Annotated in this window: 15 protein-coding genes and 2 pseudogenes; 5 read left to right on the top strand and 12 right to left on the bottom strand. The window is 37.1% G+C overall.

Annotated elements, in window-relative coordinates; all coding sequences use genetic code 11:
* Positions 1-218: 218 nt before the first annotated feature.
* The 4 genes from Q0X59_RS00900 to Q0X59_RS00915 form a co-directional block, all read right to left on the bottom strand.
* Positions 219-392, bottom strand: coding sequence for a hypothetical protein (locus Q0X59_RS00900; protein ID WP_004110365.1), 174 nt, complete (start codon positions 390-392; stop codon positions 219-221).
* Entirely contained in the window at positions 389-682 is a 294-nt protein-coding gene (locus Q0X59_RS00905) for a DUF2089 family protein (protein WP_004134118.1), read from the bottom strand. Before Q0X59_RS00905 ends, Q0X59_RS00900 begins: the two co-directional genes overlap by 4 nt.
* Positions 683-932: 250 nt before the next feature.
* Entirely contained in the window at positions 933-1778 is an 846-nt protein-coding gene (locus Q0X59_RS00910; RefSeq protein ID WP_075523845.1) for a nucleotidyl transferase AbiEii/AbiGii toxin family protein, read from the bottom strand.
* On the bottom strand, positions 1775-2365 hold the full coding sequence (locus Q0X59_RS00915; RefSeq protein WP_297642522.1) for a type IV toxin-antitoxin system AbiEi family antitoxin domain-containing protein: 591 nt from the start codon (positions 2363-2365) through the stop codon (positions 1775-1777). Before Q0X59_RS00915 ends, Q0X59_RS00910 begins: the two co-directional genes overlap by 4 nt.
* A gap of 354 nt (positions 2366-2719) precedes the next feature.
* On the opposite strand from Q0X59_RS00915, the gene Q0X59_RS00920 reads away from it, so the two are divergent.
* The 5 genes from Q0X59_RS00920 to Q0X59_RS00940 all read left to right on the top strand — a co-directional run bounded on the left by Q0X59_RS00920 (position 2720) and on the right by Q0X59_RS00940 (position 6544).
* Positions 2720-3181 carry a hypothetical protein gene (locus tag Q0X59_RS00920; protein WP_075523847.1) on the top strand — a complete coding sequence of 154 codons (462 nt, stop codon included), beginning with the start codon at positions 2720-2722 and terminating at the stop codon, positions 3179-3181.
* Between the two features lie 34 nt (positions 3182-3215).
* The gene (locus tag Q0X59_RS00925) at positions 3216-3869 is read left to right on the top strand and encodes a response regulator transcription factor (protein ID WP_103043412.1); all 654 of its coding nucleotides are present in this window, start codon (positions 3216-3218) and stop codon (positions 3867-3869) included.
* Positions 3870-3903: 34 nt separating this feature from the next.
* The gene (locus Q0X59_RS00930; RefSeq protein ID WP_297642524.1) at positions 3904-5076 is read left to right on the top strand and encodes an exodeoxyribonuclease V; all 1173 of its coding nucleotides are present in this window, start codon (positions 3904-3906) and stop codon (positions 5074-5076) included.
* A 532-nt stretch (positions 5077-5608) separates the two neighbouring features.
* Positions 5609-6046: a hypothetical protein gene (locus tag Q0X59_RS00935; RefSeq protein ID WP_296157771.1), complete on the top strand. Its 438-nt coding sequence runs from the start codon at positions 5609-5611 to the stop codon at positions 6044-6046.
* Positions 6047-6118: 72 nt separating this feature from the next.
* On the top strand, positions 6119-6544 hold the full coding sequence (locus tag Q0X59_RS00940) for a hypothetical protein (RefSeq protein ID WP_296157769.1): 426 nt from the start codon (positions 6119-6121) through the stop codon (positions 6542-6544).
* 43 nt (positions 6545-6587) lie between these two features.
* On the opposite strand, the gene Q0X59_RS00945 is transcribed toward Q0X59_RS00940, so the two are convergent.
* The 8 genes and pseudogenes from Q0X59_RS00945 to Q0X59_RS00980 form a co-directional block, all read right to left on the bottom strand.
* Complete coding sequence (locus Q0X59_RS00945) at positions 6588-7205, bottom strand: FMN-binding protein (RefSeq protein ID WP_296157766.1); 618 nt, start codon at positions 7203-7205, stop codon at positions 6588-6590.
* A gap of 116 nt (positions 7206-7321) precedes the next feature.
* Positions 7322-8044 (bottom strand): annotated as a pseudogene (locus Q0X59_RS00950) (ABC transporter ATP-binding protein); the annotation flags it as partial.
* A 147-nt stretch (positions 8045-8191) separates the two neighbouring features.
* Positions 8192-9535, bottom strand: a complete 1344-nt coding sequence (locus tag Q0X59_RS00955) for an FtsX-like permease family protein (RefSeq protein WP_297642527.1) — start codon at positions 9533-9535, stop codon at positions 8192-8194.
* The gene (locus tag Q0X59_RS00960; protein WP_297642529.1) at positions 9525-10856 is read right to left on the bottom strand and encodes an FtsX-like permease family protein; all 1332 of its coding nucleotides are present in this window, start codon (positions 10854-10856) and stop codon (positions 9525-9527) included. The genes Q0X59_RS00955 and Q0X59_RS00960 overlap by 11 nt, the downstream gene beginning before the upstream one ends.
* Before the next feature lie 13 nt (positions 10857-10869).
* The gene (locus tag Q0X59_RS00965; RefSeq protein ID WP_297642531.1) at positions 10870-12141 is read right to left on the bottom strand and encodes a DUF2318 domain-containing protein; all 1272 of its coding nucleotides are present in this window, start codon (positions 12139-12141) and stop codon (positions 10870-10872) included.
* Between the two features lie 128 nt (positions 12142-12269).
* A complete protein-coding gene (locus Q0X59_RS00970) occupies positions 12270-12902 on the bottom strand; it encodes an iron transporter (protein WP_075523855.1) in 633 nt (210 codons plus the stop codon).
* 111 nt (positions 12903-13013) lie between these two features.
* Positions 13014-14873 (bottom strand): FTR1 family protein, encoded by a 1860-nt coding sequence (locus tag Q0X59_RS00975; RefSeq protein ID WP_297642535.1) that lies wholly within the window; start codon positions 14871-14873, stop codon positions 13014-13016.
* Between the two features lie 206 nt (positions 14874-15079).
* Positions 15080-15355, bottom strand: a pseudogene (locus Q0X59_RS00980) (hypothetical protein); the annotation flags it as partial.
* Between the last annotated feature and the right edge of the window lie 12 nt (positions 15356-15367).

The raw sequence follows: 15367 nt of genomic DNA on the forward strand, positions 1-15367 counted from the left end.
CAAAGTATCCAACTTCTTACAATCCTCGTCATGCTAAAACAAGCATCAACTTTGTAGACGCACAAACAATGTTTTTTAACTGATTACTCAACAATAGTTACGTAACTATAGTTACACGCAATAGTTATGCGACTATATCGCGTAAACCGTAATCGCACGTTATCGTGGCAAAAATTGCAAAAATCGCAAAATCTGCCACGATAACTCGTTTTTGTATTTTATAAGTCCTGTAACGCAATTCTTTTATCTTCCGCAGACTGCTTAGACGACTTATCGTCTTTCTTAAGAGAATGCGCATAGCGAATAAGACTTCTTGCAATAAAGAACACTAAAGCACATATAGCAAGTGCAATAAGAATGTCAATTATTGGACCAAATAATGCATAGCTCATGATTCATCCTTTCTTTTTCTATATTCGTTTATGAGTGTTCGAGCTGTGTCAACATCGTATTTATCGTCAATAGCAAGACTCTTTACTAAAAGAACGAACGGGTCTTCTGGTTCATTGTCGCTTATTCGAATTTTTTCAATGAGCCTGTTAAGCCTGATTCTCATCGTTGGGTAAGAGACTTGATACATTTGCGACATTTCTTTTAACGATCCAGACGATAATACAAAGTTCTTTATAAACGACATGTCTTCGTCTGTGAGATTAGCCATCCATCTTGGAATATGATCCATATCACCCCTTTCTTCAGCCTATAAACTTTAATTAAATTAAACTTTTATTAAAAATATTAAAGTCACTGTATGATTTTGTCAAGAATAAGCATAAGAAATATGATACAAAGCGACATTTTTATGTCGCCAAAATTGTCGTCTTGTCGCCAGCGCAAACAATGGAGATACGCAATAAATGGCGAGAAATCAACATTTATGATAATCTCATAAAAATAACGCGACATTTTTATGTCGCCAATGGGTACAAAATTTAGTCATTTTGCTTAGCATTAAGAACGTTCAATAAGTTTATAATTTCATCGAGTACGCTTGAAAATGTTATTCCTTTCGTATAGCTATATTTTTTCGAATAATTTTGCCACTGTTGATTTTGCGTATAATCAGTTTTAAAAGACTCTAGAAGCTTAATTATCTTATTAAAATCTAATTCTGTTTCACGATATAAGAAAGTTCTTTGGCAAGCTATCACTAATTGCGAAAAATCAATATCATTCTTTTTTAATTTTAAAAGAATAAAAATATCATAAAAATCTTTACTGCGACTATTTAAAAAATTGCGTGAATAAATAGTCTGGAGCTTTTCCGCTAATATACTTTCAACGTTATAAGCAATAATTGGGAATGTTTCATCAGTAAAAATAGCTTTATAGTAGTAATTTATTGGCTGTGGCGTAACAACATCACCAGTAGCAATATCCAAATGAACAATTTGTTTAATATTTTCCAGCTCACACAAAATTGTTGCGCGATACCCTCCATAATCATCGCTTTCTTTAATAGCTATAATAGACTGAATAGAAAAACTTATATCATCTTTTGAATCTGCAAAAACTTCTGTTAGTTGTTTTTTAACTTTTTCTTCTGAAAGTTCCATTTTATGAAACTGAAAGTCAATATCCACCGTACTGCGGGAATTGATACCTATTATGTTTGACAGAAGGAATCCACCTTTGAAAACATAGTGATTTGAATAATGACTTTGGCTTAATCTTTTCAAAATAACTTCAAGAAAATAATAAGTCATAACAGAATTAAATGTTAAACCAGTCTTTTCGGACATTTTATGACACAATGCTGTCAGTTTTGCTTTATTCACAGTAGCACTTCCAGTGTTTGCTTAACTTTATTGGATATATTCATTTTTATTGCATACTCATGAAGTTTTATAAGATCTTTCCCGTTATACTTACTATAAGCTTGAAGAGTTTTAACAAAGAGTTCAGAATCAATGCTGTTTCTGTTTATTATAAAATCACAAATAATACGTTCAAAATCATAGACACGTACTTCATTCCCCATTGGGGTAGCCGTTTTAGTAACGCCTAACTTGCTATACAATCTTGAAACCCAATGAATAGCTAAATTTGAGGGTGGATTATTAAAACGATATCCTCTAGGAACGCTTACTTCAAAATGTTGTGGAATTTCATCTGTAAAACCTTGAAGATAAAGAGCTGAAACATAAGAGAATACGGCCTGTGGATAACGATATTGAAAGAAGTAATATTCGTCATAATCACCATTGGAAGAGAGAAAAATCCCCCTTTCAATTCGATTAAGAACACCTTCGTCTTTCAAACGAGTTAAATATATAGTTGGAATATCTAATGTTTTACAATCCTTGTATGTAATTATTCCATGATTATTATCTAAATAGTTAAGGAGTATCTCTTTGTTTGACACAATAGCCTCACTTCTGTTGCTTTCATACTAATATTTTATATTTTTTGTAGTGTAAAAGCAACAAAGAATTGCAACGCTATATTTTTTTAAGCACGTTATCGTGGCAAAAATTGCAAAATTAGCAAAAACTGCCACGATAACTCCATAAGTACGTCTCTACTTAAAAATAATTCCAAAACGGAAATATCCTTAAATATTGATTGTTGGAAACATACAAACTGCTAATAGTAAAAGTTTTTAAAAGTTTTCTAAAAGCACTATCGTTAAAAATAGGTACGCCTATTTGTGTAGATAAAATCTGCACGTTAGTATGTTGATAATTTACAAAACAAGAATCACGAGTAGGTGCTTATTATGACTAATCCTTTGCGCGGTATACGAGAAGAGGATATTGTTGAGTACTTTAAAGCGCATAATCTTTCAGTTGGTAAAACGTATGTGCTTACTATGAAGTACGACCCTTGGTGGAAAGATTTAATCAAACTATTTTTATTACCTCGATTATTCTATGTAGCGCAAAGCGTTGATGCGCGTATTGTTGCCGCCACTGATAATGAGTTTATTGTTGTTAATCCGAATGCCATTTTAGGCTCGGGCAATCTAGCTAAATTAGACGATAAGCATCTTCATCGCATTACGTGGAATCAACTCACTAATTTTGAAGTTATAAATAAGCCAACAACTCAAATAATTCGCTTTACTGTCAATAGTAAAACCGAAGAATGGAGTGTGCCAACGGAAAGTGCTAGCGTATGGCACTTTAATGTGTACAATCTTGATAATTTGAGAAAAACAATACAATCGCACATCTCTTGATAAGTGGATTCCCAAACAAGATACCATATATTGTATGAACACTACTTACGCAATTGTTGATAATGACACGCTTGTATTGCGATATATGCAACTTCTTCTAAAAAGTCGTTTGCCTGAAAACTTTGTTTGTGCATGGATGTGTTCTTCTGCAAAACAAGCTATTCATCGTTGCGTTACAGAAAATACTCCTGACGTACTTTTAGTAGATATGTCAATGAGGGAAATGAGTGGCGTTGATGTAATTAAAGCAATTCGCGAGCGCAATAGCAATATTGTTTTAATTGGCATTACTTCCTACATGTTAGATGAATACGTATTGCAAGTTGCTAAGTCGGGTGGTCAAGCGTTAATACATAAAGACAATTTATCAGACGTAGTTGCAGCTATACAATCGCGCACAACAAGCTATGGGTGTCCAGAATTGCCACAATATATTGACTATTTTCACACTCCGCAAGAATCATTTAATATGATTTCTCAACTTCCGAAGACTTCAGTTTTGTCTCCTCAAGAATCGGAAATTATGCGCTTGTGCAAACAGGGGTATTCTACGAAAGAGATTGCAGATCAGCTTAATGTGAAAGTTTCAACAGTCAACACGCATTTACGGCGTATTTATGGAAAACTTCACGTCCGAAGTCGAATGCAGGCGCTTGCTGCGCTCGCAAAATATTCGCATGACATATAACGTGTAAGAAATTAACGTGTAAAAGTAGGTAGTTATGAAATTATTAACGCGTATGATCAATTTTTTGCCGCATGATGCTTGGCAGAAAATTGGAATTGGTGCAATCATAAGTTGTACTTTGATTCTTGAAATTTGTTTCTATAATAATCTTCATTACTACTCTAATTGTCATGCAATTGCGGTTGAAATAGTATGGATTGTAATCTGCTTATGCATTGCAATATGGCCTCGTAAAGCATCTTTTATTGTGCTTATTTGGATGCCGTTGGTAATTATTGCGCCAAATATCAACTATTCATCTATGATGCTTACCATATTGATTTGTTTGGCAATTGCTGTAATTACTCAACCTTGGTACACCGTGCTTTCTTCTTGCGGGGTATCTTCATGGTTTTTTATTATATGCGATTTTCAAAACGCTTATGTGTTAGCGTGGTGGCTTCTTATCACTCTTATTTCTAGCGCAATCGTAAAATACTATATTTCTACTATTCACCAGCAACAGGAACAGTTATTTGCACAGCGTTACAACGTTTTTCAAAAATATACCACTATTGCAGCAATTCGCATGCACGATGAAGTAACTAATGAGCTTTCCAGCATTATGATGATGGCTCAACAATCTATTGAACCTCAAACAACTCATGACCAAGAGCATGAAAATTCGCGAGAGATTCTTCAACGTGCTACTACAACTGTTCATAGAGCACGTAATATTATTTCTCTTCTTGACAATGCTGCAACTGCAAGCACTGGCGATGTTATGCAATCGACTACATGTTATAAAGATTTTTGCACAGGCTTACGTGTTTTATTTGACTGTGAACAAAAGTCATTTGAAAAGCTTGGCTATATTGGTTCCATTGACTTGAGTAGTGATTTAACTGCCGAAGATTCTCGGTCAATCCATTTGCCTTTTGAAGAATGTGCTCAAATTGAATATATTTGCAGAGAACTGCTTGCGAACGTAAAAAAGCATGCTGCAAAGCCTAAAGAATACGCTATGAATGTAATGCTTAATGACCATGAATGTCATATTACGTGTATAAATAGTGCGCAACGCGGTATTCTTGCTAACTTGCAATTAGGATATGGACTGCGTTTTCATAAGATGCTTGCGGAACAAGTTGGCGGAACTTTTAAAGTTATTGAAGATGGCGATTCGTGGATTATTAATGTACACGTTCCACTTCATGTAGAGAAATAGCCATTGTGCAAGAATAACTTATTGTACTTTCTTGCGCTTTAATCGAGTACTTAGATCTATTTCAATCGAGTATTTGGATGCGTTCTTGCGAAACAGATTCAAGCAAGCGGTTAATCTGTGATGCAAAATTCTGTTTTGTTGCTATGTTATAAGAGTTATCGTGGCAAAAATTGCAAAAATCGCAAAATCCGCCACTACAACATGCGTCATGTTTACAACGTTAATCAACTATTACAGTGCGCACATTCAATGATTAAAACCAAAATCACACATTTTAATATATTAAATATATTTGATTGATATTTACAGCAAAACAATACTCATAACAGCAAAACAACAATTCTAGATACATAAGGCATCGTTTTATGATTTTATTGACATCAATATAAATGCAATAGTAAAATTTTCAGTGTGTTGTTTAGTTGCACAGTAAAGATGCATGCAACTAGCGCTTTGCTAGTTTCTTTTATCAGTACGTGCTAAATATTAAAATTTTATGATATTTTTTATTCTTTTATGAAGGAGGTAAATAATGAATTCGTTAAAGGACATTTGTAAACGCAAGTATGCGTGGTTATTATTTATTCCACTTGACGCAATATGCATACTTACTCTTGCATATAGATATTTTATTAACACATCGAACGCGTATATTTTATATGCCGGTCTTGCATGGACGAGTGTAGTAAATCTTGTATTGTTGGCTTGTGTTATTGCATTTTGTCGCGAGCGCAAACGCTGGATAATGTCAATAATATTAGTAGCACTTTTTGTTATATCTACGCTTATTTGCATGTATGCACAATCATTAGCAGAACTACTACAAGTTCCTATGACAAATTATGCATATTATCCAGGCTCTGAAGTAAATACAATTCTCATATGCTTGAATTTTTGCGTACATAGCGTATTGGTTATGATTCTTGCATTTAATAGCGATAAGACTTACAACGAGAAAAAACAATCATAAAATAGTACATCTTGCAATATTGTTCCTGAGAGCAAAGATTTTAAAAACGTTCATTCTTTCTGTGCAAAATATTTGTGGATTGTTTTAGTAGTAATTGATGCTATAAGTGTTATATTGCTTCTTAGATTTTGGCTTACAGGATTGCACAATACAGTTAATTCAACATTGTATAATGCATTGCAATTATCTGGATTTTATGTACCAATTTGCTTCGCTATTGCTGTGTTATGCTTGTGCAACGATTCAATGCGCTGGAAAGCGGTAATACCTATTGTAATTATTATTTTTGATACATTAGGTACATTGCTATGGTCGAATGATACAGAAGTATCGTATGGATATTCAATCAATCCATACCCTGGTCCTCATATTTTCACTCTTGTTACTATGTGGAATTTCTACATAATAACTTGTACAGCTTTTGCTTTAATGTTGCACGAATATAAGAAAAATGTACGATTAAAGGCGATTGATAGCGTTCAAAACGAAAAAGATTAGATGATGATTCTTTTCTTTTGCTAAGAGCGAGCGCGTTATGTAATTATTTTGCAGAGTTAATTGAAGACTCTTTGCGCGCAACGTCAAGCGCTTTGTTGAATGCGTCACTAGTCCAACTTGCTCCAGCAACAACCGAAATATGCAAATCTTTTAGCGGCTTCCCAACGATTTTGCTAGAAATCACCTTAGAGAAAGCGTCCATATGCTTTTTTGAAACAGGCGTAAAAGGGTGAGGTGTGATTTCAACGCTGCTCACATTGCCGCTTGCAATATTTAGATTCACGTCAAAACTGTCTTCTGCAACTGGACCATATGTAGCTTTGATTTTATATTCGCCATCTTTGTAATTACCAGTGTCGACTTTATGCTGATTTTGAGGATTTTGAGGATTTTTAGAATCTGCAGAATCCTCAATTTGCGCAGAAGATTGAGATTGTTGAGCTCCAGAATCATACTTTCCAGAAGGATTACCACCATCGTCCGCGCTTTGACCAGAATTACCAGCAAACTCATCGTTCATTGGCACAGCATTAGGCTCACCGCAAGCAGAAAACATAGCAGATGACGCAGCTATAGCCGCAAGCGTAGCCACAGTTTTTGCAACTTTTTTAGTCTTCAACTCATTGCGTGAAACATCGTGAAACGTGTTATCTGAAACCATAAAACATCGCCTTCAAATCTTGTATATTTTAAAACTTCGCGCAACTAATCATCTAAATTCGCTAATTTAGGCGACTTAGTCGGATCATGACTTTGTAAAACTTCAGCAACACTTTCATCAACATGAGCACTTGTAAAAGCAGGCTTTCCACCAATCTCCTCGTACGTTTTGCGCGCATCATCATTATTCCAACGCTCACCAACAAGAACACCGTGATTGAGCATAATTTCTCGATCTGCACATTGAGCTACCAAAGAATCGTGAGTTACAACAATAATAGTCGTTCCCTGATTGTGTAGTTGTTTAAACAATTCGAGCACAATCTGCTCATTTTTTTCATCCAAATTACCAGTTGGCTCATCCGCAAGCAGCAACTTCGGGCAGTTGATAAGTGCGCGAGCAACACAAACACGCTGTTGCTCACCACCTGAAAGTTGGCTTGGCAAATGATGAGCGCGATCCTTCAAACCAACTCGATCCAAAGCATCCAAGGCTTCAGCTTCGTCAACAACAGAATGATAATATTGCGCAACCATAACGTTTTCAACAGCAGTTAAATGCGGAACAAGATAAAACTTTTGGAACACAAGTCCAATTACATTTTTACGAACGTCTGCAAGTTGTCCAGAATTAAGATCTTCAAGTTTTCTACCTTGTAAAGACACAGAGCCTTTAGTCGGAGAATCCATGCATCCAATAATGTTCATTAAAGTAGTTTTTCCAGATCCGCTAGATCCAACAATTGAAAGCCACTGCCCTTCCGGAACAGTAAGCGACAAATCGTCAACAGCGCGAAGAGATCCATAAATCTTGGAAATATGATCCAAAGTCAAAAGCATTTTTGGCTTAAGACAAGTACTTTCCAGCTTATTTTCTATATTCTGTGTCATATTAAATCCTTATTCTGTGTCATATTAAATCCTCAACTAAACTCACTAAAATTCTCAATTCAAACCTTGAATAATTTAAAAAGATTTTGCTTAAAACTATTCTTCTCGAAGAACAATCGCAGGATCAATTTTCGAAGCCTTCAAAACAGGAGGCAAAGCAGCAACACAAGATGCAATTACACTAAAAGTAACGGAAAACATAACTAACCACCAATTTACACTCAAATCTCTGGAGAATACCATCCTCGCAAGCAATCGCGCAAACACATAACCTACTGCAGTACCTGCAATTCCGCCAATAAAGCCATATAATCCAGACTCCATAGTGAACTCAAAGCAAATACTTCTCTCACTCGCACCCAAAGCTTTACGCAAACCAATCTCATTTCGTCTCTGCTGCACAATCGAAGATATAGTAGTGCTCACACCAACCATCATCAAAACAAGCACAACTAGCGAAACTATGCAAAACAGGCTACGAAGCATCGTAATAATTCCAGTGTCAGCAGCAGTGACTTTAGTAACTTGCTGAGCGCGCACACGCATAGAAGTCATATCGTTGATACTTCTCACAACAGCATCAACACTAGGAGCAGAAGACGAGTAAGCAATCACATCTGCTCCGCGCTTTATTCCTGTAAGAGTATCCACATCCGCATTAAGAGCATACAACATAGAATCTTCAGCTCCGCCAGTATCCAAGATGCCACAAACACGGAAAGTTGTGCCGTGAGTATCCATAATATCCGTTGAAACTCTGCCTTCAACAAGTTTTTGTTGAGATGAATTTTGCGCAGAATTATTCGCAGACTGAGTTGTAGATTGACCCGTAGATTGACCTGCAGATTTACTTGAAGACTTATCAGAAGACCTATCAGAAGACTTATCATCATGCTTGTCTGCAGGCTTATGAGAGCCAACAGTATTATCAGTAGATCTATACGCAATCGAAATACGAGATCCTATTTTCAATCCCATAGCGTGAGCTACGTCACGCCCAACCATCACATTTCCACTACTAGGCCAAGCGCCGTCAACATTCCAATGCTTATTTAATGACTTCACTAAACGAACATCAACACCAGCAAGCACATACGGAGCTGCATTGATTCGCACATTTTCATAGCGATACGTAGCAAAACGCATAGCACCTTTTGCGAGAACCATATCATTCGTATGTAAAACCATTGCACGATCAATACCGTTTTTCCACTCGCCATCAATTGGCGTTACGATAATATTTGCTCCATAGGCACGCATCTCATCACTCATCTGCTGAGGTACAACCAAGCATATTGCAGCCAAACAAAACAGAGTAGCAGCACCAACAAGAGTTGCAATAACAGCCATTAAAGCACGCGATTTACGGCGAAATACCGCGCTAAATAGCATTGTGATAAACATCGTATTATTTGACGTCATATAAGATTTACCTGCCATGAAGCACCTCCGCAGGACGCACGCTTAAAATCGAACGAATCGATGAGCCTGCAGCTACAAGAACAGTTAGCGCGAGCAACACAAACACAAGCACGAAAACCATTGGTCGGAACGAAATCGCAGAGCTAAACACAGTAAAACCAATAATCTGAGCTACTGAAAAACCAAAAATCATACCGAGCAATGCTCCGCCGAATGCAATAACAGCAGTTTCCATAAGCATAAGACGCATAACAGCACCATCTCGAGCACCCAATGCTTTGAGCAATGCAAGCTCTCCAGAACGCTCCGAGATAGAAGCTGCCATAAGATTTGCTACAGCAACTGCAGCAGCAATCAAACTTAATGCAGTCATCAAAACCATAACAGCACGAGTTTTATTAAGCACGTTTCCTTGCAACGCTGCGACTTGACGAACCTGCTTTGCTACAGCTTCCGGAATAACCTCTTCAATTTGGTAAGTAATAGAACTCGGGTAAGCCGTGCAATACCAAGTTTCCCACTCTTCCTGACTTAAAGCTGCCGGATTCTTAGCAGCTTTACGCGCTAAATCATTCTCAGGAGTAGTAAGTGCCTTTACTTCAATCGAATCAACCATATTCGGCTTATTTGCAAGGTTTTGAGCGTCAATAGAATTTGTGTAAATTGCATTATCGTCATCATCACCAGATTCATAAACACCCACAACGCGCAACGAAACATGGCGCCCTGAACGAAGCAAACGCAAACTCTGACCAAGTTTTACATGTAAACGCTCAGCTAATTTAAAACCAACCATTGCCTCAGATTGATTATCTTTTGCCCATCTTCCTGAACGTATCTTCCACCACGAGCGCAATCCTTTAACTCCTACAACTGTTGTTTCACCAGAAGCGAGCGAAAGCTTGCGATTAAACCAAGTTCCAATAATCGGAATTACTAAATTAGAAGAAGATTTAGATTCCAAATCTGCATGAACTCTTATTTTCGGCGCAAAATTTGTGATATTAAATGCCCAGAAAATCATTTTAATTTTCGCAGCATCCGATTCTTTCAAAAAAGCAGTTGACTCTTGGCTTTCTGCAACAGATAGACTACGTAAAGAAGAATTCGTCCGCTCTCTAGAAGCATACAAATCATTCACTACAGCGTTAGATTTTGGCTGAACAACAATATTTGAACCATATGAGCTAAGCTCTGCGTTAATTTTATCTCCAACATCGTAAACAACACTAAGCATGGCAACACTCACGCATGCGCTTAAGCAAACTACAAGCGCGATTAGAACGCGTTTTTTTAATTGTCGCACAAGAGATCGAGCAACCATGCGTATCATAAACATTTAAAGTTGCTCCTTACTTAAAATGCGAGCTAAGCGCATCTAAATCAGCAGTATGAATAGTGATTTTGCCGTGCGAAGCTTTATACGGGAAAGGAATAGGATTACAGCCACCCTTAAATCCAATTGTCGCTAAGTTAATTGCTACATCGCATTTGCGGCAAATAATTTTACCGTCTTTCTCGTAATATCCTGCATCTCCGCAATTTTCACAAGCATCCAATCCAACTCCGTACGCTCCACCATTCTTTTTAATAATAATAAAGCGCATAATAGTTCCATCTTTCGCTTTGTATTGGAAGCGATGAAGGTGGCCATCAGAAATTTGCACGAAGTTTATAGTTGCAATTCCATCATGCAATTCGTACGGTTCAGGAGGAGTCAAAGTTGGTTTAACATTCATAAGAGATACGCCAAAAGTAAGCGTAAGTATTACAGTAACAGCAGCCAGAAACGCCGCGAGCGCAGACTTTCGAGATTTCCTCTTAAATGCTCGTTTTACGCGCATCTGTGCAGTATTTTCTCCAACTGTTTCCGTCTTAAAACCGATTATGACAGAAGCAGCAGCAGGAATTAAAAACACGCAAATTTGCGCAATAATCATCATGTGAGCATTGTTAATAAGCCAAACAAGCACACTGAAAGAAAAATCATCTATGTAAAGAAGAATACTTCCTTGCATGATTTGCAAAAGTGACGTTACGTGCTGAACAAGCAAAATAATCATGCTAAGCACAATTGCAATTTTGAATGAAATTGCGTTAGACGTAACTCGCAATGAACGCACCATAAGACTTAAACAAATAGCTACAATAACACCAAGAACAAATCCAAGAGCACGAAGTAGCATATCGGAAGTAAAAGGCGGAGTACTTGAATCTACGAAAATCGTAAGCTGCAAAATCACGTCTGGAAGAGCATAAAATACAGTAAATGCTAACGAAACCGCGCCAATCGCATTACTTATATGTATTAGAATAGGGCGCTCACGCCAGTTTTCAACAGTTTTATGTGAGCAAACTACAACAACAATAGCTGCAATATCTATTGGAACTGCAATGCATAATGCAGGCATGTTAATAAAATTGCGCTGATTTATTACTACGCTTGCGCGAAGAATAGCAAAAATAAGTGCAGCAACTGTGCCTAAAGATAATCCATATAATCTCCATCGCGCGCTTATAGGCTTATCTTTTCCTTCTCCAACACTAAGTGAGGAATTTAATCCCATTGTAAGTAAAGCAAGAGGGAGCAGCCCAGGCAGCACTGTAACAAACAGTCTGAGCATAACTCCCTCCTTTGCTATTATTTACGATCTATAATTCAATAATTGCTAACAATATAATTCAATAATTGATGACAATTACCAACTATTGCTTACTGTTACCAATAATTACTAGCAATTAGTAATTATTACTACCATTGACGAGGAGTGTACTTCCAATCATCGAATGTTGCTTTGATTGGCTCAGTCCAGAATCTGCCGGTCACACCTGTAGCAGGATCAACGTGCAACATCCAACCCTTCTTTTCTGGGGATTCAATTGAAAGAACGAGCTTATAGTTACCAGCCTTGTCAAGCTTAACGTTTGCACCATAGTGAGGACCGTCAGAAGCATTCATTTGCATGAAAGTACCTTTACCTGCAGACTCTCCACTAGACTTGTCAACAATCTCATAATTCACAGTCAAATCTGGAATAAACTCGCCTTTACCGTAGCCAAGCTTAGTACCTTCCTTATTCGCGTGAATATCTGCCTCAAGATGGAAACTAGCCTCTGAAGCTTTCAAGCCCATTCCTGCAGGGACCATATCAACTGGTTGGAAATACACTGCACCGATAGTAAGAGGACCAATGTTTTGATCTTGATGAGGTCCAACTGGTACTTCTTCAAAGCCTTTATCTTCACCTTTATCGTCAGCTTTCTGCTCAGAAGACGCTGGCTTATCAGCACTCTTAGCAGAATTACCATTAGAGCCGCAACCGCAAAGCGCGAGCATACCAGCAAGCATTAAAGCTGCGATTGTAATTATCTTGCTATTTTTCATATTTAGCCTTTTCTTTTATTTTTATTTAACCAGCATCTAACCTTTTTATTTAACCTTTAATCGGATAATATTCGGCTGATTTTGATTATTAACTTTCTTATTACTTTCTTATTAACTTTTATTTTCACTATGCGTGTGATTTGCCGATAATGATTCCGTAGCATTTTGCGAAGAAACAACATGTAATGATTTCTCATCGCAAGAAGAACTGCAAGAAGAACCACGTGAAGAATCATCTTCGGACGCCTGTGTTGGATTTTTCTCCACACACTGTTTACGACTGCGCACAATAGAAGCACACAGCAACGCAATAACAACTATTGCGACAATAACTTGTGCAACAATAGTTTCAACATATGGATAGAATCCAAGCCAATCGTTAGTTGGCAAGCCTTGAATATACATACCAGCAAGAGCGTCTCCTTCTATTAACGCATGCACTCCACCACCTGCAAAAATCACCACTAACACAGACATAAGAGCACTTGTTCCTGTGAAAAATGGTCGGATTGGAATGCGTACTGACGCGAAACGAATTAACAAGAATATTACAACTAATACCAATGCAGCAGATACGAATCCTCCCCAAATCGTAGAATCAGCTCCATTTGATACAGCAAAAATTGCTTGATAAAAAATTACAGTTTCTGCTCCTTCTCTAAATACAGCTAGAAAACTAAGCAATGCAAGAGAAATCAGACTACCAGAAGATACAGCAGAAGTAGTTTGCTCACGAATATAAGAGTTCCACGCTTGTACAGAAGATCTAGAAATCATCCAATTACTTGTATAAAGCAACATGAGCATAGCAAACAAAGCCACAACGCCTTCTGTAATTTCCTGCTGTGGACCAGAACCGTTGAATAGCAAGCCAAACAAACCTGCAACTATAAGAGAAGCAACGATACCAGCAATCAAACCTAAATAAATATACTTAACCATATTTTTGTGGCCTGTTTTAATTAAGTAAGCAATAATTGCTGCAACCACCAGTAAAGCTTCTAATCCTTCGCGAAGTAAAATCACGAATGCTTGTCCAAAAGGACTTGTTATGAATTGCATTAAAGAATTAGCGTTAGAAGAAGTACCGCCATCAAGTTTTGCAGAATCTTCTACAAGCATTGCTTTAAGATCTCCAACAACTTTTTTAACTTGATCAACACTAGCGCTACCGTTCATAGATTGTCGGCACTCTTTGAATTGATATTCAACTGTAGAAACGCGACTTCCGCTAATCGCATTCATCACATTTTTTTCAAATCCAAGTTTTTCGTAATACTGATAATATGCATCGTTTATTAAATCTACAGCTTTAGCGACATCAGTTTTGTTGCCTTTTGCATGATTGTAAATTTTTAAAGACTTATCAAGAATAACGTTCATTTCAGACGCAACTTGACTCCAAGTCCTGCCATTTCGACCTAAATTCTTCTTTTTTGCAGCATCAAGTTTTTTACGTTCAGCTTTGATTTGCTCACTCAATTTTTTAGCATAAACATTCGGTTTATCTAGCTTAGGATTCGCATCAAGCTTTTTCGCAGTGTCTAAAATATTTGCATTCAAAGCATTTACGACTAAATCAATCTTAGAACCCTGATTTTGTTGATAAACTAACGTTTGAAGCTGTTGAAATTGATTAGATTGAGATTGTACTTTATCTTGCCCGATTGTATCTCTAACAACTGTAATAAAGTTTGAACCAACATAAACAGAATTATAAGCTGCCTGAAACCTTGTTGAAGCACCAGATATATTTCCGTCTTTGTATTCACTTTTACCTTTGCTTAACTCATTATCAATTGCTTGAGAAACTGAAGTCCAAGTTGCATATGAACCTTCAGAACCTTCAGAACCTTCAGCAAAAGCAAAAGACGAAACGCTGGAACACGCACATAACATTACAGATATGCACAATATAACTAGCGCGAAAACTCCAGAATACCTCTGGCGCGATGTTATTGACGCGCGCATCGCATCTCCTCTCGAAGCTTCCCCTTAAAGCTCGTACAATCTATATCACTCACTCACAAAATTTCTGCGTCTAAAAGCACATACCCCTTATACGCACAGTCCCCAAACTAAACGCACATAATTTATAATATCGACATATCATTGATATTGATATAGCTAGAGAGAAAAAATATAACTAAATTGCAAAATGATAGTGATAATGAGAATTATCTTTCGTAATTGGAATCGTATTGAGAAAAACCAATGATTCCAACAAACTCATTGAACAATTCTCTCATTCTGTCAATAATACGAGTTTTCTTTTGAGCGCGAGCGCGAGCTGCAGAACCAAATCTGCTCATACGCGGCATGAGATCATTAATATCAGTTCCGAGCTCACTAACTTCACCTGCGTTAAAAGACTTATACATGAATCTGCGAGTTTTAGAATCATTCAATCCCTCACTTTGTATCAATTCAGATAAATCATGATCGTATTTTTGCTGAACGTATTC

Source organism: uncultured Gardnerella sp. (assembly GCF_947280595.1).
GTDB lineage: Bacteria > Actinomycetota > Actinomycetes > Actinomycetales > Bifidobacteriaceae > Bifidobacterium > Bifidobacterium vaginale_A.

Bases quoted from the DNA above. Each gene is read 5' to 3' on its own strand.
- Q0X59_RS00900 (WP_004110365.1), bottom strand. From the start codon at position 392: ATGAGCTATGCATTATTTGGTCCAATAATTGACATTCTTATTGCACTT.
- Q0X59_RS00905 (WP_004134118.1), bottom strand. From the start codon at position 682: ATGGATCATATTCCAAGATGGATGGCTAATCTCACAGACGAAGACATG.
- Q0X59_RS00920 (WP_075523847.1), top strand. From the start codon at position 2,720: ATGACTAATCCTTTGCGCGGTATACGAGAAGAGGATATTGTTGAGTAC.
- Q0X59_RS00925 (WP_103043412.1), top strand. From the start codon at position 3,216: ATGAACACTACTTACGCAATTGTTGATAATGACACGCTTGTATTGCGA.
- Q0X59_RS00930 (WP_297642524.1), top strand. From the start codon at position 3,904: ATGAAATTATTAACGCGTATGATCAATTTTTTGCCGCATGATGCTTGG.
- Q0X59_RS00935 (WP_296157771.1), top strand. From the start codon at position 5,609: ATGAATTCGTTAAAGGACATTTGTAAACGCAAGTATGCGTGGTTATTA.
- Q0X59_RS00945 (WP_296157766.1), bottom strand. From the start codon at position 7,205: ATGGTTTCAGATAACACGTTTCACGATGTTTCACGCAATGAGTTGAAG.
- Q0X59_RS00955 (WP_297642527.1), bottom strand. From the start codon at position 9,535: ATGGCAGGTAAATCTTATATGACGTCAAATAATACGATGTTTATCACA.
- Q0X59_RS00960 (WP_297642529.1), bottom strand. From the start codon at position 10,856: ATGTTTATGATACGCATGGTTGCTCGATCTCTTGTGCGACAATTAAAA.
- Q0X59_RS00965 (WP_297642531.1), bottom strand. From the start codon at position 12,141: ATGCTCAGACTGTTTGTTACAGTGCTGCCTGGGCTGCTCCCTCTTGCT.
- Q0X59_RS00970 (WP_075523855.1), bottom strand. From the start codon at position 12,902: ATGAAAAATAGCAAGATAATTACAATCGCAGCTTTAATGCTTGCTGGT.
- Q0X59_RS00975 (WP_297642535.1), bottom strand. From the start codon at position 14,873: ATGCGCGCGTCAATAACATCGCGCCAGAGGTATTCTGGAGTTTTCGCG.